Source organism: Providencia sp. PROV004 (genome assembly GCF_011045615.1).
Taxonomy (GTDB): domain Bacteria; phylum Pseudomonadota; class Gammaproteobacteria; order Enterobacterales; family Enterobacteriaceae; genus Providencia; species Providencia rettgeri.
Genome location: NZ_CP042859.1, coordinates 3,727,036 through 3,749,579 on the forward strand (window position 1 = coordinate 3,727,036; position 22,544 = coordinate 3,749,579).

At 41.6% G+C, this 22,544-nt stretch carries 21 protein-coding genes and 1 other RNA gene; 15 read left to right on the plus strand and 7 right to left on the minus strand.

What is annotated here, in order from left to right; all coding sequences use genetic code 11:
* Positions 1-107 precede the first annotated feature (107 nt).
* Positions 108-1,001 carry a LysR family transcriptional regulator gene (locus FVA69_RS17080; protein WP_117162551.1) on the minus strand — a complete coding sequence of 298 codons (894 nt, stop codon included), beginning with the start codon at positions 999-1,001 and terminating at the stop codon, positions 108-110.
* Between the two features lie 123 nt (positions 1,002-1,124).
* Between FVA69_RS17080 and FVA69_RS17085 the strand changes: the two genes are divergently transcribed.
* The 10 genes from FVA69_RS17085 to dagF all read left to right on the plus strand — a co-directional run bounded on the left by FVA69_RS17085 (position 1,125) and on the right by dagF (position 10,340).
* A complete protein-coding gene (locus FVA69_RS17085) occupies positions 1,125-1,832 on the plus strand; it encodes a pirin family protein (protein WP_109911697.1) in 708 nt (235 codons plus the stop codon).
* Positions 1,833-1,967: 135 nt separating this feature from the next.
* Positions 1,968-3,938: a BglG family transcription antiterminator gene (locus tag FVA69_RS17090; RefSeq protein WP_164529162.1), complete on the plus strand. Its 1,971-nt coding sequence runs from the start codon at positions 1,968-1,970 to the stop codon at positions 3,936-3,938.
* 482 nt (positions 3,939-4,420) lie between these two features.
* Positions 4,421-4,759 carry a PRD domain-containing protein gene (locus FVA69_RS17095; protein ID WP_004908366.1) on the plus strand — a complete coding sequence of 113 codons (339 nt, stop codon included), beginning with the start codon at positions 4,421-4,423 and terminating at the stop codon, positions 4,757-4,759.
* Positions 4,760-4,791: 32 nt separating this feature from the next.
* Positions 4,792-5,157, plus strand: coding sequence for an SFCGS family glycine-rich protein (locus FVA69_RS17100; protein WP_004908363.1), 366 nt, complete (start codon positions 4,792-4,794; stop codon positions 5,155-5,157).
* A complete protein-coding gene (locus FVA69_RS17105) occupies positions 5,157-5,453 on the plus strand; it encodes a DUF4312 family protein (protein WP_004258180.1) in 297 nt (98 codons plus the stop codon). The genes FVA69_RS17100 and FVA69_RS17105 overlap by 1 nt, the downstream gene beginning before the upstream one ends.
* Before the next feature lie 26 nt (positions 5,454-5,479).
* Positions 5,480-6,271: a DUF4311 domain-containing protein gene (locus FVA69_RS17110; RefSeq protein ID WP_004258184.1), complete on the plus strand. Its 792-nt coding sequence runs from the start codon at positions 5,480-5,482 to the stop codon at positions 6,269-6,271.
* Positions 6,272-6,273: 2 nt separating this feature from the next.
* A complete protein-coding gene (locus FVA69_RS17115) occupies positions 6,274-6,924 on the plus strand; it encodes a DUF4310 family protein (RefSeq protein ID WP_004908356.1) in 651 nt (216 codons plus the stop codon).
* 438 nt (positions 6,925-7,362) lie between these two features.
* The gene (locus FVA69_RS17120; RefSeq protein ID WP_109911695.1) at positions 7,363-8,502 is read left to right on the plus strand and encodes an amidohydrolase/deacetylase family metallohydrolase; all 1,140 of its coding nucleotides are present in this window, start codon (positions 7,363-7,365) and stop codon (positions 8,500-8,502) included.
* Positions 8,486-9,598, plus strand: a complete 1,113-nt coding sequence (locus tag FVA69_RS17125) for a DgaE family pyridoxal phosphate-dependent ammonia lyase (RefSeq protein ID WP_004908346.1) — start codon at positions 8,486-8,488, stop codon at positions 9,596-9,598. Before FVA69_RS17120 ends, FVA69_RS17125 begins: the two co-directional genes overlap by 17 nt.
* A 1-nt stretch (position 9,599) precedes the next feature.
* Entirely contained in the window at positions 9,600-10,340 is a 741-nt protein-coding gene (dagF, locus tag FVA69_RS17130; protein WP_109911693.1) for a 2-dehydro-3-deoxy-phosphogluconate aldolase, read from the plus strand.
* 137 nt (positions 10,341-10,477) lie between these two features.
* Here the strand turns inward: dagF and FVA69_RS17135 are convergent, their stop codons facing one another.
* The 3 genes from FVA69_RS17135 to rsmI form a co-directional block, all read right to left on the minus strand.
* A complete protein-coding gene (locus tag FVA69_RS17135) occupies positions 10,478-11,554 on the minus strand; it encodes a 4Fe-4S binding protein (RefSeq protein ID WP_123382269.1) in 1,077 nt (358 codons plus the stop codon).
* Positions 11,555-11,993: 439 nt separating this feature from the next.
* Positions 11,994-12,367, minus strand: an RNA gene (gene rnpB / locus FVA69_RS17140) — RNase P RNA component class A.
* A gap of 94 nt (positions 12,368-12,461) precedes the next feature.
* Positions 12,462-13,334, minus strand: a complete 873-nt coding sequence (gene rsmI / locus FVA69_RS17145; protein ID WP_115167905.1) for a 16S rRNA (cytidine(1402)-2'-O)-methyltransferase — start codon at positions 13,332-13,334, stop codon at positions 12,462-12,464.
* Positions 13,335-13,395: 61 nt separating this feature from the next.
* On the opposite strand from rsmI, the gene FVA69_RS17150 reads away from it, so the two are divergent.
* The 4 genes from FVA69_RS17150 to dolP all read left to right on the plus strand — a co-directional run bounded on the left by FVA69_RS17150 (position 13,396) and on the right by dolP (position 16,803).
* Positions 13,396-15,093 (plus strand): penicillin-binding protein activator, encoded by a 1,698-nt coding sequence (locus FVA69_RS17150; RefSeq protein ID WP_109911690.1) that lies wholly within the window; start codon positions 13,396-13,398, stop codon positions 15,091-15,093.
* A 39-nt stretch (positions 15,094-15,132) separates the two neighbouring features.
* Positions 15,133-15,513 (plus strand): YraN family protein, encoded by a 381-nt coding sequence (locus FVA69_RS17155; protein ID WP_004908329.1) that lies wholly within the window; start codon positions 15,133-15,135, stop codon positions 15,511-15,513.
* A 114-nt stretch (positions 15,514-15,627) separates the two neighbouring features.
* Positions 15,628-16,218, plus strand: a complete 591-nt coding sequence (gene diaA, locus FVA69_RS17160; RefSeq protein ID WP_004908326.1) for a DnaA initiator-associating protein DiaA — start codon at positions 15,628-15,630, stop codon at positions 16,216-16,218.
* Positions 16,219-16,227: 9 nt separating this feature from the next.
* Positions 16,228-16,803, plus strand: coding sequence for a division/outer membrane stress-associated lipid-binding lipoprotein (gene dolP / locus FVA69_RS17165; protein WP_109911689.1), 576 nt, complete (start codon positions 16,228-16,230; stop codon positions 16,801-16,803).
* A 63-nt stretch (positions 16,804-16,866) separates the two neighbouring features.
* Here the strand turns inward: dolP and mtgA are convergent, their stop codons facing one another.
* From mtgA to arcB, 3 genes are all read right to left on the minus strand, one after another.
* Entirely contained in the window at positions 16,867-17,589 is a 723-nt protein-coding gene (mtgA, locus tag FVA69_RS17170) for a monofunctional biosynthetic peptidoglycan transglycosylase (RefSeq protein WP_004908320.1), read from the minus strand.
* An 8-nt stretch (positions 17,590-17,597) separates the two neighbouring features.
* Positions 17,598-18,248, minus strand: a complete 651-nt coding sequence (gene elbB, locus FVA69_RS17175; RefSeq protein ID WP_164529163.1) for an isoprenoid biosynthesis glyoxalase ElbB — start codon at positions 18,246-18,248, stop codon at positions 17,598-17,600.
* Positions 18,249-18,480: 232 nt separating this feature from the next.
* Positions 18,481-20,826 carry an aerobic respiration two-component sensor histidine kinase ArcB gene (gene arcB / locus FVA69_RS17180; protein ID WP_004908312.1) on the minus strand — a complete coding sequence of 782 codons (2,346 nt, stop codon included), beginning with the start codon at positions 20,824-20,826 and terminating at the stop codon, positions 18,481-18,483.
* A gap of 300 nt (positions 20,827-21,126) precedes the next feature.
* On the opposite strand from arcB, the gene FVA69_RS17185 reads away from it, so the two are divergent.
* Positions 21,127-22,533: an FAD-dependent oxidoreductase gene (locus tag FVA69_RS17185; protein WP_164529164.1), complete on the plus strand. Its 1,407-nt coding sequence runs from the start codon at positions 21,127-21,129 to the stop codon at positions 22,531-22,533.
* The last annotated feature ends 11 nt before the right edge of the window (positions 22,534-22,544 follow it).

Consider the following 22,544-nt stretch of genomic DNA (forward strand, 5'->3'; position numbering starts at 1 on the left):
GTACTGTAGCAAGGCTGCAAGCTCACTAATCCCTAGGAGCATACATAAGTATGTGACTAGGGTTAGTGAGTGAAGCTAACACCGCTACAGTGCGAAGTATGACGAAGTTATAATCGGAAAAGTTTGGGGATTTCTCGGAGACACCACGACTTAGCCTCCCCCATACTATCTCGCCGCCACGCCATAATAATATTCGTCTCATGGCTATACTCTGCGCCAACTACTTTTAAACGCCCTTCACGAATATCTTGTTCAACCATTGGATACGGCATTGTTGCAACACCAAGACCAGCCAATAAAGCATTGCGTTTATCTTCAATTGTCGACACGGTTAATCGTTGTTGTTTATCCAACAACTGCACCGTTATCACAGGTCGCTCACGTGCGGTATCAGCTACTGCAATTCCACGGTACTTCACTCGAGTCGCATCAGATAATGGTTCAGGTTCTTGATGAATGGGGTGATCCGGGCTCGCAACATAAATATGATTAATGGTGTATAACGATTTAGAGTTAATTTCTGAAGATGATCGAAAATGCATATCAGGGGCAATGACAATATCCGCTTTACCGCTTTCAAGGCGTTCCCATGCTCCCGCCAATACTTCAGTAATCAAAGATAACTGTGTTTCTGATTTTTCCGCCAGTCGTTCCACCAGTGGAAAAAGTGAATTAGCAGGAACTAAAGCTTCACACACGATAGTTAAATGCGTTTCCCATCCTTTTGCAAGGGCTTCCGCGTCAGATGTTAGCTTATCAGCGGCTTCAAGTAGGATCCTTCCTCTATCAAGTAACATCCTACCGACATTCGTAAATTTAGTTCTATGCCCTGAACGGTCAAATAAAATGACATCGAGCTCTTCTTCTAATTTTTGCATGGTATAGCTTAGTGCAGACGGGACTCGCCCCAACTCTTCAGCAGCTGCAGCAAAACTACCACGGCGGTCGATTGCATCCATAACCCTTAATGATTCAAGCGTTAATGCTCTCTCTTTACTCATGAAGTTTCTCTTTCAGGAAATTTGAACAAGGGAAACAGATTAACTGGCTAACAATTCAACGTCCAGCTATTTATTATAACAATAGATTATTAACTTATTTATTTTCGATGGGGGTTAACCATTATGATGACACTGAGACCCGCTAACCATTGCGGAAAAGCTGATTATGGTTGGCTGCAAGCGCGTTATTCCTTTTCATTTGGCCATTATTTTGACCCAGATTTTATGGGTTTTAAAACACTCAGAGTGCTGAATCAAGAGGTTATTGCGCCACAAAATGCGCTACAGCCAAGAACCTACCCTCATGTTGATATTTTAAATATCATCCTAAAAGGGCACGCAGAATATCGAGACAGTTTAGGTAATACCATCCAAGCGGATGAAGGTGAATGTGTGCGTTTCTCACCACGCCCAGATCTTAGCTACAGTGAACAAAATGTGTGCCCCAAAACACCACTAACGCGTTTACAGCTCTGGTTAAATGCTTGCCCACAGCAAGAATCTTTGCCCTTGCAAAAAATAGCCATTAGTGAAAATGAGAGTAAGCTTATCGCCTCTCCTGATGGGGAAGATCAAAGCATTCAATTACGTCAACAAATTTGGATCACTCAAATTCACTTGGCAGCCGATGAATCAACAGCGATCACGCTAAAAGGAAAAAATTCATTCCTTCAGTCTATACATGGTGGAGCAACATTACGAACACCAAAAGGCGAACAACTCGGGATGAATTGCAATGATGGGGCATTTATCCAAGATGATAATCAAATCATCATTAGTGCAGATAAACCGTTTAGAGGCCTGTTAATCGACCTTGGGGAACAAAACTAGCCACTTTCCTGCTATAACAGCATGAATTTTGCGAACGGATTCGCAAATTTCATCATTTACATATCCTACATATTGACACGCTTGTGTTAGAGTCCTGCCATTAGCGAGCAAAAAAGACGTAATTTTATTGCTCAAATGCTTTTTCGTTTTGATTTTAAAGGTGTTTCCGTGGCTCTATTCACTCAACAGCGACATAATCAAATTTTTGCTCAAATTCTGAATGAGGTTGTTCCTCAAGACGAATTAGCAAAAAACTTTTCCGTTTCTACTCGAACTATTCGTTCTGATATCAATGAAATCAATGAATTGATACAGCCATATAGTGCACATATTGTGTATGAACGAGGTCGTGGTTACCGGTTGAACATTGAAGACGAAGCCCTATTTGCGACCTTTACTCAACAAAATGATGAAGACGATCATATCCCTCGAACGAGCAAAGAGCGCATTGATGCACTGCTATTAAAGCTCTTAATGCTATCACTTCCCGTAAAGCTTGATGATATCGCTGAGGAATGGTTTATCAGCCGAGGCACTTTACAACAAGATATGGGGGCGGTGAGAGAACAGCTGCAAAAATACCAAATTGCATTAGAAAGTATTCCTCACCAAGGTATTCGTTTGAATGGTAGCGAGTGGGCAGTTCGAGCTTGTATGACTGAAACTTTATGGCGTCGTTATTGCGCACAGATATCGCCTGATTTAACCACTTTCCGCCCCGATTGTCTGGATAATTTAGACCTGTCATATATCGATAAAGTATTACATAACAGTTTGAATCGTTTTGATATTCGGATTAGCAATGAAGGCCATTTATACCTAGTTTTTAATTGTGCGGTCACTATTTTGCGTATCACTCGCGGCCATGAGCTCACCACTGCGGTCAAAAACGATGACAGTGAAGAAGTGATCCGTAAAGCGTGCGATGAAATCTCCAAAGGTTTGATCTACTTTCTTGGCAATGACCTTTCTGGGGCGGAACTCAGCTATTTGCATGACCAAATTGTTGCCCAACGTATTAGTAACCAAGACTCTAGCACGCAAAAAAGTGGTACTCATAATGAGCTATGTGAATATATTTTAAATTATATTAATGAATTATATAATTATGACTTACGAAATGATGAAAAGCTCAAAAAAGATCTCAATACGCATCTTGCGGCCTTAATCACTCGCCTGCAGTATCATATTTCTACACCAAATCCGCTATTATCTGATATTAAACAATACTATCCGTTTGCCTATGACGTCACACTCAGCGCATTAACCAGCGCAAGTAAACAATTACTCCCCCACTCAATCAGTGAAGATGAACTGGGTTATCTTGCAGTTCATATCGGTGTTAGCCTCGAACGTAACTATGGCGCAGGGTCAATTCGCCAAACAGAAGTACTGGTAGTCACCGATGCAGGAAACTCCACGTTTCGCGTGGTTGAATCTAAAATCATGCGTGAGTTTCCACAACTCAAATTTAGTCGAGGGTTAACATTACAAGAGTATGAATCCTTGGATGAAGTCACTGAAGATTTCGTGATAACCACAGTACGAATTTCAGAGAAAAACAAGCCTGTTATTAAAATCGCGCCTTTCCCAACGCCCTATCAGCTAGAGCAAGTTGGCCGCCTAGCTATGGTTGATCAAACTCGCCCTTATATTATTGAGCGTTTTTTTGATGAACGGTTCTTCATGGTAATTAATGAAAAAATTAGCCAAGAAGAGCTCTTTCAAATGGTTTGCCATAAATTACAGCAAGAAGGCTATGTAACCCCCGATTTTTATCCATCACTACAAGAACGTGAATCAATTGTTTCCACATTGCTCGGGGAAGGCATCGCATTACCCCACTCTTTAGGCTTACTTGCCAATAAAACGGTGGTTGCAACCGTTGTGGCCCCAAAAGGCATTGAATGGAATAAAGAAACCAAAGAGAACGCTTATGTCATTTTCTTGTTGGCTATTAGTAAAACAGACTATGAAGAAGCGATGGCTATTTATGATTTATTCGTTACCTTTGTAAAGGAAAAAACGACTCGTCGCTTAGTAAGTGTCAAAAATTTCAATGAATTCCAAGTGATAGCTAAAGACAGCTTAGCACGTATCCTCTAATCTGATAGCAACTTCCACTTCGTAGTGGAAAAGTGGAAGTTGCTGACTTTTACGTGATCCTAACCACAACTCTCGCAAATATTTTCCTATCCTAAACGGCCTGTTTTACGCACAGAGTAACTAAGTGGAAGCTATTGCAATCAACACAACATAATTTCCATTTATTGTTTCCACTTTTCTTTCCAGTTCCTTTTTTCAATTCCATTTTTTATGTAAAAAAATAATCAATTGATAAACAACATATTTTATTCGAAGTATTGTTATTTTTATCCTTTTTAGATAATTGATTGATGTCAATTTTTCCACTTAACTTCCACATAGAACAAAAAACATACCAACCCAACTAATATTTATTTCCAAATAATTTCCACTTTGAAGTGGAAATTCACTACCTGCAAAAAATACCAATAAACGTCTAATGTATAAGGCATGAAGGAACAGAGTAGTCTAACTTGCAATATTACTTTGGATTTTAAATAGTTATGAGTGAATCAGTTGTCGTTTTTAAAATGTTAGAACATAACCTTGATATTGATGAGGTGACACAAAAACTGCTAGCAGTGATTACTGACTGGCTCAAGCAGGAGGATTGCTACACCACGGATGTACAACAACAGATGTTGGAGTCTCATTTACGTGCCATGGTCGGTAGAGCAAAAACGGGTGAAGCCTTACCAGAAGTTGATATCAGCCTATTTGATGAAATCTCTGAACATTCGATTACGCTCGCGCAACGGGTTGTTGACACACTTCCCGGTTTAGCACCTGAAGAGACCTATTTACTCTCTGTTCACTTTGAAGTTGCACGTTCAAATGATTAATTACTAATTTGGTAGGATTTGGAGAATATTTTATGAAACAGATAGTTGTTGTTATCGGTGACCGTTTAGGTAAAGGCCAAAAAGTAGCGGCGGGTGTTGAAGCTGCTGGCGGTAAAGCGATTGTTGTTCCAGGTGTCGCCGCTGACATGAAACTTGGCGATGTGATGAACGCAGAACAAGCCGATTTAGGTATCTCATTTTGTGGAAGTGGTGGCGCTGGTGCAATCACAGCTCAAACTAAGTATGGCTATAAAGCTCGCTATGGGATGCGCTCCATTGAAGAGGGAGAAACCGCAATTGCAGACGGTTGCAATGTATTAGGTTTCGGTTTTATGGACAAGGAAGAGTTAGGCGAGCGCTTAGTAAAAGCATTCAATAAAAAATACGGCAACGCTTAATGAAAAAATCTATCGAAACGGTTGTACGGGTTACAGGGCAAGGCGACACTAAGCAAAAAGCGATAGCTGACGCCTTAAATTCAATTCAAAAAACCGTACTGAAAAACAGCACAGACATCATCCTACGAATTGAACCAAAGGATGTTGAAGTGATTAGTGCTCACTCTCATTCGCGGACAGAAAAATTTCTTTTTCTCTTTTTGCCACGCAAACGTGAACATTTTCGTGTTGTACTCGACGTTTCGCTGGATGTCACTTTACTTTCTGTCAACGAAATACCATTTACAGAACAATAATAGCAATCAGGTCTGGAGTTAATTCCATGAGTGAAACTGCATCTTTTCTAGAAATATTGGGCATGTCCCTGATCATCGGTGGGCTCTGCGGCTTTGGCTTAGGCGCAGGGGCTGCGCGTATGTTCCACGCACCAACCGTACAAGGTATGGGGGCATTCCGTACATTGGGTGAGCTGAACGCGTGTGAAGGCGACCCAGCATCTCACTTTTCTTTTGGCTTAGGATTTTTCTTTAATGCATGGGCATCATCAGTTGCTGCAGGGGCATTTACACAAGACGTTGACCACCGCATCATCCCAAACTGGGGTGCGGCAGCGCTGTTAACCAAAAACCGTAGTGTCGCTGACACACTGCATAACCCGAAAAAAATGGCGATTGCTTGTGCCATCATCGGGGCATTAGTTGTCGCCTTCTTAAACACAACTGCTTCCGCAGTTCCGGCTGCACTGCAAACAACAGCCATTAACGTACTAGTGCCTGCCGCTAACTTGTTAGTTAACACGGTGATGCCAGTTATCTTCTGGTTAGCCGCTATGGATGCCGGGCGTCGTTCAGGTTTCTGGGCAACATTATTTGGTGGTTGTGCTCAGTTAATCATGGGGAATGCTATCCCTGGTTTAGTTTTAGGTATCTTGATTGGTAAAGGCGTTGATGACAACGGCTGGAACCGTATCACTCGCACAATGATGATAACCGTGGTTCTCTTGTTCGTTCTCAGCGGCTTCTTCCGTGAGTTCGACCTGAAGATGATCACCTCTTTCAACCTAGATAAACCATTGTGGCTTGAATACGTCCACGGTCTGCTGAGCGGGAAATAATCATGACAACTGAAATTAACAAACAAGATTTTTGGTACGCAGAATGGTCCTTTCCGATTTTTGTTGGGCTGCTATCCGCAGGGATCTTCGCAGGTACCCACATGTATGTCGTCTACGGCTTTGGTGCATTTAACGAAGTAGCGTTCGTCGCCATGTTACGTGCAGGCTTAGATACAGGGGTTTACGGTGCAGTCGCCGCATTCGGTGCAAGTTTCTTATTTGCTCGAATCATCGAAGGGTCACTGGTTGGTATTTTAGATATTGGTGGGGCGCTGCAAACTGGTATTGGGCTGGGTGTTCCTGCTCTATTCCTCGCTGCGGGTTGGGATATTCTAGTCACTAACTTCTGGCTTTCATTAGTGACAGGTTTATTCCTTGGGGTATTAATCGGTTTACTGATTGTCTTTGCACGTAAATTCACCATTGCCCAAGCCAACTCAACCTTTGGTGCAGACGTCATGATGGGTGCGGGTAATACTTCAGGTCGATTCTTAGGCCCATTGATTATCTTAGCCGCCATGGCAGCTTCTATTCCAATCGGAATTGGTTCATTAATCGGCGCATTGATTTTCTATGTATGGCAAAAACCAGTTGCCGGTGGCGCCATTTTAGGTGCGATGTTATTTGGTTATTTCTTCCCAATCGTCGCCTAACTAGTATCCTCCCGGAGCATCTGCTCCGGGTTACTGAATAACATCATTAAAAACAGGCTCGAAATAGTTCAAAGAGTAGCGTAAGAGTAACCAACAACGCTGCGGTTGGCATTATTTAGAACAAGTATTCAAGTATTTAAGCATGCTCTAGATAATTCAAATTGCAGCTAGGCGGCAAACGACGATATCCCTAGGAGCATACAAAAGTATATGACTAGGGTAGCGGAAGTGATGCCAACAACGCTGTGGTTGGCATTATTTAGAACAAGTATTCAAGTATTTAAGCATGCTCTAGATAATTCAAATTGCAGCTAGGCGGCAAACGACGATATCCCTAGGAGCATACAAAAGTATGTGACTAGGGTAGCGGAAGTACTGCCAACAACGCTGCAGTTTGAAGTATGACGAGCATCGAGTATGAGTATAAAGAGGGCAACTATGTACACTCTAATCATCAAACAAGGTAAGCGTATCGATGGCTCGATTATCGATATTCTTATCAAAGATGGAAAAATCGAAGCAGCAGGCCCTGAGTTAGCCTGTAACCAGCAAGCTGACAAAATTATTGATCTCCAAGGTAAAACTTATGTCAGCGCCGGATGGATTGATTCTCACGCACACTGTTTTGTTGAGTCACCTATTTACTTCGATGACCCTGATTTAGCAGGAGCCGCTGGCGGAGTTACCTCACTGGTTGATGCAGGCAGTGTCGGTGCTGATGATATTGATAAATTTTATCAACTGACACAAAAATCGAAAACCAATGTCTTTTCTCTGTTAAATATTTCACGCATTGGCATCATTGCACAAAATGAATTGTCCGATATGAACAACATCAATGATGCCTGCTTTCAAGACGCTATCGAGCGCCACTCAGGCTTTGTTGTTGGTATGAAAGCGCGTATGAGTAAAAGTGTGGTTGGTGAAAATGGTATTGCACCACTGATTAAAGCTAAAGAAATGCAGAAAAAACACCATCTTCCACTCATGGTGCATATCGGCAACAACCCACCGGATATCGATGAAGTCGCTGATTTACTGACACGTGGCGATATCATCACTCACTGCTTTAATGGCAAACCCAATAAAATTTTAGGCGAAGATGGCTACCTAAAGCCCTCAATTGCTCGCGCACTCGCACGCGGAGTCATATTAGATGTTGGCCATGGCGGTGAGAGTTTTAGCTTTAAAGTTGCCGAACAAGCCATGCGCATCGGCACTTACCCTGACATTATCAGTTCCGATATTTACCACCGCAACCGCGTTAATGGCCCTGTTTATAGCCTCGCTTTTGTGATGACCAAATTCCTGTGTATGGGCTTTAGTGCGGAACAAGTGCTTCGCTGCGTTACCGAAAAAGCCGCCAATTTCTTATCATTACCCGCGAAAGGCTATTTAAGGCCGGGCTTTGACGCCGACATAACCCTTTTTGACCTTAAAGAAGAGCAAACCGAGCTCACGGATGCAGAAGGCGAACACCGTATAGGCACTCACCGCTTCGTACCATTGGCTGCTATCGTCGGTGGAAAACACATTATTCATGCACAAGGTGAATCAGAACATGCAATCGATTTATGATAAATATCAGTTAAAACACGTTATTAATGCCTCTGGCCGCATGACAATTCTGGGTGTTTCAACGCCAACTCCGGAAGTTGTTGAACGTGTTGCTTACGGATTAAATAATTATTTTGAAATTAAAGACTTAGTTAATAAAACTGGCGAATACATTGCTAATCTATTAGATGTTGAAGCCGCAGTTGTTGTTTCCTGCGCATCTGCCGGTATCGCACAAGCTGTTGCAGCGGTGATTGTACAAGATGATGATGATTTACTGCTTAATTTGCATTCATCCGACAAAGTTGTGCCTCGTGAAATTATTTTACCTAAAGGCCATAACGTTAATTTCGGTGCTCCTGTCGATACAATGGTGAGCTTAGGTGGTGGTAAAGTGGTCGAAGCGGGCTTTGCTAACGAGTGCAACGCCGCCCAGTTAGCTGCAAAAATCACCCCCAATACCGCCGCTATTCTGTATATCAAATCCCATCATACCGTACAAAAAAGCATGTTAACCGTGGAACAAGCCGCCAAAGTGGCTCATGACCACCAGCTACCACTGATCGTTGATGCTGCCGCTGAAGAAGAGCTCACAGCTTACTACCAAGCAGGCGGCGATATTGTGATTTACAGTGGCGCAAAAGCGATTGAAGGCCCAACAAGTGGCCTAGTTATTGGTAAAAAACAATATGTTGAGTGGGTAAAACGCCAAAGCCAAGGTATTGGCCGTGCGATGAAAGTGGGTAAAGAAGGTATTTTAGGCCTCACTCTTGCTATCGAACAGTACCTGACAGCGACAAAAGAAACTGGCCCAGAAATGGTCAATCGAATGAGTAAATTCATCAGCGATTTGAATGCAATTAAAGGTATCTCTGCTCAAGTGGTCTGGGATGGCGCTGGACGTGATATTGCTCGTACTGAAATTAGCTTTGATGAAAAAACAATAGGCAAAACTACCTACCAAATCATGGCTGAGTTAAAACAAGGTGATACCGCGATTTACTTCCGTGAGTACAAAGCCAACGAAGGAAAAGTGGAAGCTGACATTCGTAGTGTTAGTACTGAACAACTTGATGTTATTTCTCAGAATATTCGTTTGTTAGTAGAAGGAATTTAAAATGAAATTGTCACCGAATTTTTATCGTGACCGCGTGTGTTTAAACGTCTTGGCAGGCAGCCATCAAAATGCAAAAGATATCTATGCTGCAGCAGAAACCTTTGTTGTTGTTGGTGTTTTATCTAAAAATTACCCTGACTTAGAAAGCGCGATTGCAGATATGCGTATTTATGCCCAAAAAACCGATAATGCATTATCAGTTGGCCTGGGTGCTGGCGACCCAAATCAATCAACCATGGTATCGTTGATTTCAAAAGAAGTGCAACCGCAGCACGTTAACCAAGTATTCACTGGTGCCCCAATTAGCCGTGCACTATTAGGCCAAAACGAAACCTTCGTGAATGCGCTCATATCACCGACAGGCACGGTGGGTATGGTAAAAATTTCCACAGGCCCATTAAGTTCTCAAGCGCCAGATGGCATTGTTCCGATTGAAACTGCCATTATGATGCTTAAAGACATGGGTGCTGACTCTGTTAAATTCTTTAATATGAAAGGGTTAACATATATTGAAGAATATAAAGCCATTGCCAAAGCTTGCGCTGACTTTGATTTTTCTTTAGAGCCTACAGGCGGCATTGATTTAGATAACTTTGCTGAAATTTTGCAAATTGCTCTTGATGCAGGCGTGAAAAAAATCATTCCTCATATCTATAGCTCAATTATTGATAAAGATACTGGCAATACGCGCCCTGAAGATGTACGTCAGTTATTGCAGATGGTTAAGCAAGCGGTTAACTGATGGGGTAGTAAGTAGTATGTAAGAAAATAAATATAAGCGAGAAATAAGTATAAATAAGCAGTACAAAATCTGTCATCACGACAAAACAACAAGTTGCCCCGCTTATTATCATATGTAGCGGGGTTTTTTATTGTGCATCAATGGCCTATCATTCTTGCATTTGGAATAATATGAAACCAATAATTATCGGGTACTGGGCTATCCCAAACGCCAAAATACATAGCAACCCCAATAGTGATAAATAAAATTGCCAAGGTTAAAATAGCCATCATCCTACCCGATAACCGAAATTGATGTTTTTTTGCTGGCAATTGCAATGAAAAATCCAGTGTTGATGCAACAGGGCAAGATTCCACGCAAGTCATACACCCCGTACATTCGAGCGTTCTTACCTGAATTAATTTATCAACAGGGATGCGGGATGGGCAGTTTTTCGCACATTTTCCACAATCAATGCAACTTTCCACATTTCGCCGAATTTTAAATGGTGAAAATAACGAAAACAGCCCTAGCAATGCACCATAAGGACACAAATAACGGCACCAAGCATTACGAATAAACAAGCTTGCCACCACTAAAACCGCAACACTGACCAGCGCAAACAAGCTAATATAGCGAAAGAAATCCAACATTTTGACGTCAATGATGATCCCATAAGGTGACATCATAAAGTATTGGATCATCTGCGCAGACATGGAAAATGCAATATAGAGAAAGAAGCTTAATAGTAAATATTTTAAACCTCGTAGGGGGATATCTAGCCATTTAGGTAAACTGATTTGTTTTTGATAACCAAACAGTTTTTGGCCTATTTTTCCCGTATATTCCGATATAGTGCCTATCGGGCACATCCATGAACAAAATGCTTTTTTGAGCAGTAAGCTAATCAAAATAAAAGAAACAAGCAGAAACATTGAAGCCGCATGAATTGGCGGGAAACTCCCCGTTTCCAACGTATATTTTAAATTCATTAACCCCGCAATCGGCAGCCAACCTTCAATTCCACCAGGGCGAGGAAGGTGAACTGTCGCTCCTCCGGTTTCGTAGTAACGCACCCAAAAATAGAAGGTGATGCCAATATAAATATTGATCGCCAATAGCGTTAATTGTACAAATTTACGCCATGTTGATGCATTACGCCAATCATTCCAAGGGAGCTTACCCCCTGTAGTACCAGGGCGACGTTGGTACCTTACACGTGGTTTTTCTTTCATGTCCGCACATCTCTTTAACATGCATTATAAATACCACTATTGTATTTACATATTCACAGGGTGCATTGATTTGCATCAGAGGGTTGTGATGTTGATGAGTTGATGAGTTGATGTATCAAATGGTGAAGACAAGCCAGAAAAGAAAGAAGAGAAGTATTTTTATATTAAATCAAAAGATTATGATTTTTTCTAAATAGTTCGTGTTATACCGAGGCGGCAAAATGAAGACAGCGCGGGGAGCATACAAAAGTATGTGACCCGTGTGGCTGAATGCAGCCAACACAGGTACAGCTCGAAGCATTATAAACTGAAATTTTTTCTAAATAATTCGAGGTGTGCCAAGGCGGCAAAATGAGGAAATCCCTAGGAGCATACAAAAGTATGTGACTAGGGCTGACGAGTGACGCCAACACAGGCACAGCTTGAAGTATGACGAAAAAATGGGAGTTGGCCGATAAGCCGGGTTCTGTCTTGGACAACCATTCATCTAGGCCAGCACTTACGCACTGGCTCCAGCAACCTACCCGAGTTCAATGCGGGCCGCACCATATGAACCCCTATTTGGTCTTGCTCCGGGTGGAGTTTACCGTGCCACGAACTGTTGCCAGTCGCGCGGTGCGCTCTTACCGCACCCTTTCACCCTTACCTGATCCTGTAAACAGGCCATCGGCGGTTTGCTCTCTGTTGCACTAGTCGTAGGCTCGCGCCTCCCAGACGTTATCTGGCACCCTGCCCTATGGAGCCCGGACTTTCCTCCCCTCTACCCGTCTCCCGAAGGGACTACGATAAAGCAGCGGTTGTCTGGCCAACTCCGCGGCGAATTATAGGCACTTTGCTGAGTCTTGTACAGACTCTAACGACTTTCATTTACCACTTATATAAATGAACTCGTCTATTTGCTCAAGAATCATTCACCATCTTGATTATCAAGCATCAATTTATACAGCATATTTTTCTTGAGGCCATAAATTTCAGCCGTGATCGCCGCTGCTTTTTTAGGAGGTAATTCTTTTTGTAATAAATTTAATGTTCTCACCACTTCAGGGGAAACTGCGGAGTCATCGACTGGTTTTTTATACCCTTCGACAATCAACACCATTTCGCCACGGTGACGATTTTCATCTTCTTTTACCCAAGCGAGTAACTCTCCCACAGGGCGACCTTCAATAGACTCCCATGTTTTAGTGATTTCACGCGCTAAAACAACATGACGCTCCGGCCCCCAGACTTCCACCATATCTGCTAAACTGTCTAACAAACGGTGGGTTGATTCATAGAAAATCAGCGTGCGGGTTTCTTGTTCGAGTGATTGCAATACATCTTTACGGCCTTTCGTTTTAGCCGGTAAAAAACCTTCATAACAAAAACGGTCTGAAGGTAAACCCGCGGCGGATAACGCAGTAATAGCAGCACAAGGCCCCGGTAAAGGTACAACACGAATACCCGCTTCGCGACAACGATTGACGAGATGATAACCCGGATCATTAATTAAAGGTGTACCCGCATCGGAGACTAATGCGATACTATCACCTTGTTGAAGTCGACTAATTAATTGATCTGCCTTTTGCTGTTCATTATGATCATGCAGAGCAAACAACCGTGCATTTATCGCAAAATTCTGTAATAGAATGCCTGAATGCCGAGTGTCCTCTGCAGCAATAAGGTCAACATGTTTAAGAACATCCAACGCACGTTGCGTGATATCCCTCATATTACCAATTGGGGTAGGAACGATATACAGCGTGGATGCCATAACCACAGCTTGATTAGGTTGGTTCATTGTTTCATCCGAATAGCCGGTTTAAAATTAAGCAATTGAAAAATACACCATTGGATACAGTATGCGTCCTTCAATTTTTTTGCATTTGAAAAAAGGGTTAATCTGCACAGCAATGCTGTCCACATTTGCTCTGTCTGGGTGCCAAATTGTCTCGGAATATTTTCCGTCAACCCAAAAAACACCTGAGCAAAGCGCATCTGATGATGCTAGCCGTTACCAAGCAATCATTGATGCAGCACAAGGTAAGCCTTCAATGGAGGCGATACGTGCCTACATTAGCCAAGAACCTTTATTAAAAACAACCACTGAACGCCAAGCTAACATTGATGGGTTATGGCAGATGTTAACACAGTTAACGCCAGAACAAATTCATGGAATTAGTGCCGATGAAAATATTCTCCAAGGCTGGGTCGATCTTTTAGATATTTATCAAAATAACCGAGATGACACAGATGCCTTACTTGCTGGCTACAACGATTGGAAAATGCGTTACTCAAATAACCCTGGAGTGACGACAACACCAACCCTTTTACTGCAAGCGATGATACCTCAAGTGGGTAAAAATCCTAAGATTGCGTTGTTTTTACCCATGAGTGGGCAAGGACAAGTATTCGGCCAGGCGATTATGCAAGGCTTTATGGATGCGCAAAAAGGTCTGCCTCAAGGGTCTCCCTCTCAAGACGCTATAGATCCCCCAAGTAGTGGAAATGATGTCCTCGACCAAATTTATGAACAAGTTGCTGCAACAACAGGTAATACCCCTACTGCTAGCGATAGCGATGTAGTGGCATCCACTTTACGTATCGATGCAGCCCCTGTGAATACCCAAAGCGTCAAGGTGTTTGATACCACTAATAAACAAATGCCTGCGCTTATTGAGCAAGCAAAAAATGAAGGCTTTAACCTGATTGTTGGGCCATTATTAAAAAGTGACGTTCAAGTTATTACCCAAATGGGAGCTCCAGTTAGCGTGCTTGCGCTCAATGAGCTTGATGCGAACCAATTACAGCCTCGACCAAATCTTTGCTATTTTTCATTATCACCAGAAGATGAAGCACAGAATGCGGCCGCTTATATGAAAGCTGAAGGTAAGCAAATGCCATTGGTATTAGTTCCCGCTAATGCTTTCGGCGATAGGATAGCCAAAGCCTTTGCTCAAGGGTGGCAAGAAAAAGGGGGGGGAACCGTTTTAATGCAAACCTTTGGGTCCATCCCTTCACTAAAAGAGTCAATTAATCGTGGTGCAGGTATCCGTATGACAGGAACGCCAGTGAATACCGGAGCACAATCGATAGATTCACAATATGTCGATTCAACCGGTGCGATTGACGGTGTTTATATTGTTGCCACTCGTGATGAGCTCACCTTAATCAAACCAATGATTGAAATGGCGATTAGTTCCCGTTCCCGCCCTGCACTTTATGCAAGCTCTCGCAGTAACCAAGCCGGATCTGGCGCAGACTACCGCTTTGAAATGGATGGCGTTAAATTTAGCGAAATTCCTTTACTCGCAGGTGCAAACAATAACTTACGTAAACAAGCCCAACAAAAGCTGAACAATGATTACTCGTTATTCCGCTTATATGCCATGGGTATTGACGCATGGTCTTTAGCCAACAATTACGACAAGCTTCAACAATCGGGGCAATTTCGTATTAATGGCGCATCTGGAACCTTAAGCACCACACCAAACTGTGTGGTGTTCCGAGAATTACCTTGGTTACAATTTAAACAAGGTAAAGTGGTTTCCGCGCAATAATATTGTTCAATACTTCATCTTTTTTCAGACAAGGACGTCATGAAAATTATGCCAAAAGCCATACAATGGTTAACAGGCCGGTACTATGAAAATCAAGTGCTCGCTTTCCTGAAACAGCAGGGACTAACATTTGTCGAACGTAACGCAAGAAACCGAGGCGGAGAAATCGACCTCATTATGCGAGATAATACAGGTTGGGTATTTGTTGAAGTTCGTTTTCGCAAAAATTGTGATTACGGAGATGCACTTTTATCAGTAAACTGGCGCAAACGTCGAAAGCTATTAGCTGCCGCCAAATTTTGGCTCTCACAAAGGCAAGAAAGTTTTGAAACCAGCGCATGCCGTTTTGATATCTGCGCCATCACTGGAAACCAATTTGATTGGATACAAAATGCATTTAACGAAAATGATGTTTATTAACAAATGTGATAATCAGCTTTATATACTGATCATGCAGTCAACAAAGCTATAATTCAAATATAATAGCGACACAAAAATGATTTGAATTATATCGAGGCGACAAAGGAAAAACTCGTGCTAGACCGAATAAAAGTTTGTTTCACTGAAAGCATCCAAACTCAAATAGCAGCGGCTGAAGCGCTGCCTGATGCCATATCAAGAGCCGCAATGATGATGGTTCAATCTTTACTCAATGGCAACAAAATTCTATGTTGTGGTAACGGTGCTTCCGCCGCTACCGCACAACGTTTTGCTGCGAGTATGATCCATCGCTTTGAAACTGAGCGCCCTAGCTTACCCGCCTTAGCGCTTAATACCGATAATGCCGTGCTAACTGCGATTTCAGGTAGTAAGCAACCTTCTGAAATTTATGCGAAACAAGTTAGAGCATTAGGGCAACATGGTGATGTTTTGATGGCGATTTCAACCCATGGTAATAGTAGTGATATTATTAAGGCCGTTGAAGCTGCGGTGACTAGAGACATGACAATTGTCGCCTTAACAGGTTATGACGGAGGGGAACTCGCTGGCTTACTGGGTCCTCAAGATGTTGAAATCCGCATACCATCCCAACGAAGTGTTCGAATTCAAGAAGTTCATCTTCTTACTGTAAATTGTCTGTGTGACCTTATAGACAATACTCTTTTCCCACATCAGGACGATTAAGGAGACAAAATGCGATTAATACCGATTTTTGCCATAGTCATCAGTACTGTTTTATTACAAGGCTGTATTGGGGCTGCAGTCGTAGGTTCTGCTGCTGTTGCAACGAAAAGTGCCACAGATCCTCGCAGCGTTGGCCAGCAAGTTGACGATGGAACTTTAGAAGCTCGAGTTAGTGGGCAGCTGAATAAAGATAAGGAAATCACAGGTAAGGCTCGTATCATTGCGACCGCTTATAAAGGTAATGTCCTGTTAACTGGCCAAAGTCCTGATATGGCTTGGGCTGAACGAGCAAAACAAATCGCCTCTAACGTTGATGGCACCATCGCAGTCTATAATGAAGTTCGTAGCGGTGAGCCCGTTGATTTGGGTACGGCTTCAAAGGACACTTGGTTAACAACCAAAGTGAAATCGAAAATTCTTGCTAGTGATAGCGTTAAATCTGGTAGTGTAAAAGTCATTACTGAAAACGGTGAGGTTTTCTTGCTAGGTGTTTTAACAAGGCAAGAAGGTGATGCAGCGGCAAAAATTGCTAGTGAAACAGACGGTGTTCGTCGAGTTACGACCGCTTTCACTTATCTTAATTAATCATAAACAATAATATATTGTTATAAAAACAAAAGCCGTGGGTTAAAAACCATGGCTTTTTTCTTATTCATCCACTAATTGGTTTATTTTCAGATAATTCTTACCTCCTAATAAGTGCATTTGATTCAAGATCCAAGCCTGCCTTTTGAGAACATAAGAAGATGGGTTTTTCACGCTATACCTATGAGGATTAGGTAAAACTGCTGCTAATAGTGCTGCTTCATTCATTGAAAGCTTGCTAGCCGGCTTATTAAAGAATTTATTTGCAGCTTCTTCTACACCAAAAACACCATCACCAAACTCAACTATATTAAGGTAAACTGTCAATACTCTTTGCTTTGACCATAAGAGCTCCATAATAGGAGTCATTACTGTCTCCAGCCCCTTTCTTAACCAGCTTCTTCCATCCCATAACCACAAGTTTTTCACTGTTTGCTGCGAGATCGTTGAAGCCCCTCTAATTGTTTGTTTATTACTCAAGTTGTGTTTGTAAGCACGCTCTATTGCATCAAGGTCAAAACCCCAGTGATGAGGAAAATTTTGATCTTCCGCAGCAATTACTGCTAAATAAATATACGGAGAAATGTGATTTTCATCTACCCATTCAGAATGAGATACATAAGAAAAATTTAAGTTTATCCATGCGGTGATTTGTCGTTCAATCATCACTGCAGAAAAAGGCACTGGTATGTATTTAAATAAAACGACTGAACAAATCCACACCACAAGTAATGAAAATGTGATCTTCTTTAACCAGTGCCATAATTTAGAAACAATAGTTCGCATTCAAATAATCACGCCATTTCCAATACTTTCTTAACAAGCTTATTAATACCCGTATTTGCTTCAGAAATTGATTGAGCCAGCATATAAGCAGGTGTTGTAACAACTCGGTTAACTTCATCAATTACAATATCATCAACAGCACATTTAATATGTTTCCCACCCATAAGTTCTATTTGAGCAATCGTTTCACTATCATCACCAATAGTTAGTACTACTGATGTATTTAACATTTTAGGAAGCATCACAGGAGCAATACACATCAGTCCTAGCGGCTTTTTTTGTTGGTGCATTTGGCGTACTAAACTTAATAGTTCTTTATTAATTTCACACTCACTTCCTTTAACGGCGAAATCACATAAATTTTTTGCCACACCAAAACCACCAGGAATTATGAGGGCATCCAGCTTTGAAGCATCAGCTAAGGATAAAGGCGATATTTTTCCACGTGTAATGCGTGTAGACTCTTCCATTTGGTTACGTTTTTCTGATTTTAACTCACCATTAATATGATTAATAACAGTAGATTGAGAATCATCAGGCGCAAAAAAATGAACTTCAGCATTATTTTGGCTCAAAGCTAGCATAGTTAATACTGACTCATGGATCTCACTTCCATCAAAAACACCACAGCCACTTAAAATAACCGCAATTGATTTCATATCTTCCTCCATTTGTAGTAAATTATCTCTCAGGCGCTAAGGTGCACAAACATCAATCTTCATCACAGATTTTAATGAATCTTGTAACAGATTCGCAAAATTTTGGTATCTTGATGTTGCCCTTTACAGTGATATACCTAATTTAATGATTTGCAAAATACAAAAAAAATATGCAAATCAATGATTTCCCTGGTGTTGGCGCAGTATTCGCGCACCCCAACTTCGGTTGGGGTTATTTTTTTGTACGCTGATCAACCCAGTTTCTCAAAGTTTCTATATCTGCTTTCCAATCCTGTTTTAATTCATCCACCCATTCCTGCACATTGTCCCACCATGCTGGTAAATCAGGAGATTGAATCTGTTGTGCAATTTTCTGTAAGTTCTTTAAGCCAACAGAACCTGCCGCTCCTTTGATTTTATGGGCTTCCTCCACAATGCCTTTTTGGTCTTTAGCCACCATGTTCGAATCAAGAATAGCTAAGTAGCCTGGAAGCATTTTTTCAAAGACATCTAGCCCGTCATAAATAAGCTTAGGGCCAACTAATTCAATATACTGCTCTAGCATATCGCAATCTAATTTGGATTCATCAACACTTGAAGCCTCATGCTTACTCGGTGCTTCTTCAGGTCGCAAGGATTGATCCCCCCAAAATTGTTCAATAACCTGGGTCAGTGCTGGAACTGATAATGGCTTACTCAATACACCATCCATACCTGCATCAAAGTATTCTTTTTTGTCTTTCAGAACATTTGCAGTTAATGCAATTAATGGTGGTAAATCTTGCTTATCGTACTGCTGTTTGAGTTTCCTAGAAATATCAAGGCCTGTCATATCAGGTAATTGGATATCCAATAACACTAAATCATATTCACCAGGAGCAAACATCTCGAGGGCATCTTTACCATTCATTGCCACATCAACGGTATTACCTAAATTTTCTAATACAGAACAGGCAACAACGACATTCAGTTCGATATCTTCTACGAGTAAAATATGTAATGCAGGCAATGGGTAATCGTCTTCACTCTCTTGCTGTTCAACAACATCACTTTCAACCACAGGCGCTGTAATGGATAAAGTAAAAGTAGAGCCTTGCCCTATTTCACTTTCAACTTGAATATCGCCGCCCATATTTTGTGCTAAACGACGAGATACAGAAAGCCCAATCCCCGTTCCAGTAGCCGGTTTACCGCCAGCAGAATCTGTCACTTGATAATACATTGCAAAGATTTTATCTAGCTCATCCCTAGGGATACCTATGCCACTATCCTGAACCCTGAAAAACAATTTATTTTCAGCTTCTTGCCAAATACTAAGCTTCACTTCACCTTTTTGCGTGAACTTAACTGCGTTACCAATTAAATTCCACAATATCTGCCGCAAACGGGTCCCATCAGTTAACACCGTTTTTGGTAATGCAGGAGCGACATCCATGACAAATTTAAGCCCTTTCGGCTGCACTAATAACCCACTTAAATTCTCTAAATCATTCACAAATTCAGATAATGTGATTGGTTGGTTATCTAACTGAACCTTGCGACGCTCAATTTTGTCCATCTCTATAATATCATTGAATATATTACCCAATGTAACCGCACTTACATGGATCGTTTTTAAATAGCTAGATTGTTCCGAAGTTAAATCTGTGTCTAATAAAATCCGGCTCAAGCCAACAATGCCGTTAAGGGGTGTACGAAGCTCGTGGCTGATTGTAGAAATAAAGGTGGTTTTCTCCCTACTCGCGTTCTCTAACGCCTCCTGGTAGCGTTTACGTTCCGTTATATCGCGCCCAAAGCCCATCAGACCATGTCGTTTGCCAACTCGATCATAAAAAGGCACTTTACGGAGTTCAAAACAGGCTTTACGGCCGTCTGGATATACCAACCATTGCTCATAGGTAAGAGAAACATTATGACGAAAAACTTTTTCATCGGTTTCCATAACCTTAGAGGCAATTTCAACATCATAAATATCTAACGGAGTTAACCCAACTAAGTGTTTTTCACTTTTTCCAGTCAACAGTTCCATTGCCCGGTTACAACCTGAAAACTCATTATTTTCGTTGCGGTAATAAACCAAGTCAGGTGAGGCATCAAGAAATGAACGAAGTAAAACAGATTGCTGCTCAAGTTCAATTTGTGTTTGCTCACGATATTTCATTTCTTGCTTTAATTGTTCAAGGAGCTCTAAATGAGCACGCTCAGCCTTTTCTCGCTCTTGAATTTCAAGGTTAAGCTGTTCAATATTTCCCTGTAATTGAGTGTTTAAATCAGCATCACGCTTTCTCATAACTTCAAGTTTATCAACCATTCGCGATAAACGCTGCCGAGATTCCTCAAGTTGCTCAACCACCACGGACAAAAAATAAACGGCTAACGGAGTGATGATTAACCCAAAGAAAATTGACCCGACCATATCGAGGCTATCAACATGCCCTCTTAAAAAAATTGTCACTGCCATTTGCATTATCATGGCGAGAACAACCAGTGCCGATGCGAGTAATAGGGAAAAACGCACTAACCCGAGCTTCATCATTAAATCGACATAGTATTGCGCAAGGCCGCGAAGTACTTTCATAACCACCCCTTAGTTAAATTCTCTTTGAATCATATATCAAACAAGGCAGTTTCGGATGATTATTCACTCGAAATGTCGATCCCGCTCATTCAATAGCCATTTTTTACTATTAATGATAAAAAACAATCAGGTATTTTCTTTGTGTTAGATAAAGTAAAAATTTACCTTGGATAGTTTTTAATCATAATTACATAAAAATCAAAACAATAACGCTATTGTTCCTTGGGCAAGACCGCTAAAATCAAAGAAAAAGCCCCTGCTATCTCAAGTAAAATCAGACAAAATTCAGTAAGGAATGCCATGAATTCAAATATTTTCGGTTCCCAACGTCGCGAGCCGCCCAAAAAAGCGCTGGCAATCCGCAAAATAGCGTTTACTGAAATCTATGCGCCCGATAATGCCGTCGATGCACAACAGCAAGCGAGCCGCTGTCTATCTTGTGGTAGCCCATTTTGTGAATGGAGGTGCCCACTACATAATCCAATATCAAAGTGGCTCAGGCTTGCTGCTGAAGGAAAAATTATCGAAGCTGCTGAATTATCTCATCATACCAATAGTTTACCTGAAATTTGTGGGCGTGTTTGCCCACAAGAAAAACTGTGCGAATTAGCATGTGTACTTAATGATACAACTGGTTCTATCACTATCGGTCATATTGAGCGGTATATTAATGATACTGCTTTTGCGATGGGGTGGCGCCCAAACCTTTCCCATATTAGCCCCGTTAACAAACGTGTCGCCATTGTTGGCGCAGGCCCGGCGGGTCTTTCTTGCGCCGATGTGCTTATTCGTAATGGTGTAAATGTCGTCGTTTTTGATAAGCACCCTGAAATAGGTGGGCTACTAACCTTTGGTATTCCGTCATTTAAGCTAGAAAAGGAACTGATGATCCAACGACGGGAAATATTTACAGAAATGGGCATTCAATTTCAATTAAATACCGAGGTAGGTATAGATGTCTCTCTAGATGAGCTTCTTTGCAGTTATGACGCCATTTTTATTGGTACAGGTACTTACCAAGCAATTCGAGGCAACTTACCTAAAAAATCGATTCAGGGCGTTTTTGAAGCACTTCCCTATCTAATCGCAAATACACGCCATTTAATGCAACTTCCCATCTCTAAAAACGAACCCTATGTTAATTTACACTCAAAAAGAGTTATCGTATTAGGAGGTGGAGATACCGCGATGGATTGTGTACGTACCGCTATTCGTCAAGGCGCAAAGCAGGTTAGCTGTCTCTATCGTAGAGATGAACAAAGTATGCCAGCCTCACAAAAAGAAGTCGCCAATGCGTTAGAAGAAGGCACTCAGTTCCATTTTAATATACAAGTCACTGAATTTGTCGTTAATGAGCAGCAACAACTTATAGGCGTTTATGCCACTCGTACACAAAATGGCGAATTAGAAAATGGTCGTTATCAAGTAGAACCACTTGAAGATTCAACCTTTTTTATCGAAACCGACACCATAATTGTCGCTTATGGATTTGCCCCTCATAACCAAACTTGGTTAGAAAAACCGTTAATTAAGCGTGATAAGTATGGTCATATTTTAGCAAACCGTAATAGCCGATTTCCGTTTCAAACTTCTCATGAAAAAGTATTTGCCGGAGGGGATATAATCAGAGGCTCAGATCTTGTTGTGACTGCTGTTGCTGATGGGCGTAATGCTGCCGAAGGTATTTTATTATTTCTAGAAGTTTAATTTCTCATTGA

What these genes read in the sequence shown, in the direction of transcription:
- FVA69_RS17155 (WP_004908329.1), top strand. Translation starts at nt 15,133, where the DNA reads ATGAAAATTATGCCAAAAGCCATACAATGGTTAACAGGCCGGTACTAT.
- arcB (WP_004908312.1), bottom strand. Translation starts at nt 20,826, where the DNA reads ATGAAAGTACTTCGCGGCCTTGCGCAATACTATGTCGATTTAATGATG.
- FVA69_RS17080 (WP_117162551.1), bottom strand. Translation starts at nt 1,001, where the DNA reads ATGAGTAAAGAGAGAGCATTAACGCTTGAATCATTAAGGGTTATGGAT.
- FVA69_RS17115 (WP_004908356.1), top strand. Translation starts at nt 6,274, where the DNA reads ATGACAACTGAAATTAACAAACAAGATTTTTGGTACGCAGAATGGTCC.
- FVA69_RS17110 (WP_004258184.1), top strand. Translation starts at nt 5,480, where the DNA reads ATGAGTGAAACTGCATCTTTTCTAGAAATATTGGGCATGTCCCTGATC.
- FVA69_RS17135 (WP_123382269.1), bottom strand. Translation starts at nt 11,554, where the DNA reads ATGAAAGAAAAACCACGTGTAAGGTACCAACGTCGCCCTGGTACTACA.
- FVA69_RS17090 (WP_164529162.1), top strand. Translation starts at nt 1,968, where the DNA reads ATGCTTTTTCGTTTTGATTTTAAAGGTGTTTCCGTGGCTCTATTCACT.
- FVA69_RS17150 (WP_109911690.1), top strand. Translation starts at nt 13,396, where the DNA reads ATGCGTCCTTCAATTTTTTTGCATTTGAAAAAAGGGTTAATCTGCACA.
- dagF (WP_109911693.1), top strand. Translation starts at nt 9,600, where the DNA reads ATGAAATTGTCACCGAATTTTTATCGTGACCGCGTGTGTTTAAACGTC.
- FVA69_RS17125 (WP_004908346.1), top strand. Translation starts at nt 8,486, where the DNA reads ATGCAATCGATTTATGATAAATATCAGTTAAAACACGTTATTAATGCC.
- elbB (WP_164529163.1), bottom strand. Translation starts at nt 18,248, where the DNA reads ATGAAATCAATTGCGGTTATTTTAAGTGGCTGTGGTGTTTTTGATGGA.
- FVA69_RS17120 (WP_109911695.1), top strand. Translation starts at nt 7,363, where the DNA reads ATGTACACTCTAATCATCAAACAAGGTAAGCGTATCGATGGCTCGATT.
- FVA69_RS17100 (WP_004908363.1), top strand. Translation starts at nt 4,792, where the DNA reads ATGAAACAGATAGTTGTTGTTATCGGTGACCGTTTAGGTAAAGGCCAA.
- FVA69_RS17095 (WP_004908366.1), top strand. Translation starts at nt 4,421, where the DNA reads ATGAGTGAATCAGTTGTCGTTTTTAAAATGTTAGAACATAACCTTGAT.
- FVA69_RS17105 (WP_004258180.1), top strand. Translation starts at nt 5,157, where the DNA reads ATGAAAAAATCTATCGAAACGGTTGTACGGGTTACAGGGCAAGGCGAC.
- mtgA (WP_004908320.1), bottom strand. Translation starts at nt 17,589, where the DNA reads ATGCGAACTATTGTTTCTAAATTATGGCACTGGTTAAAGAAGATCACA.
- FVA69_RS17085 (WP_109911697.1), top strand. Translation starts at nt 1,125, where the DNA reads ATGATGACACTGAGACCCGCTAACCATTGCGGAAAAGCTGATTATGGT.
- dolP (WP_109911689.1), top strand. Translation starts at nt 16,228, where the DNA reads ATGCGATTAATACCGATTTTTGCCATAGTCATCAGTACTGTTTTATTA.
- FVA69_RS17185 (WP_164529164.1), top strand. Translation starts at nt 21,127, where the DNA reads ATGAATTCAAATATTTTCGGTTCCCAACGTCGCGAGCCGCCCAAAAAA.
- rsmI (WP_115167905.1), bottom strand. Translation starts at nt 13,334, where the DNA reads ATGAACCAACCTAATCAAGCTGTGGTTATGGCATCCACGCTGTATATC.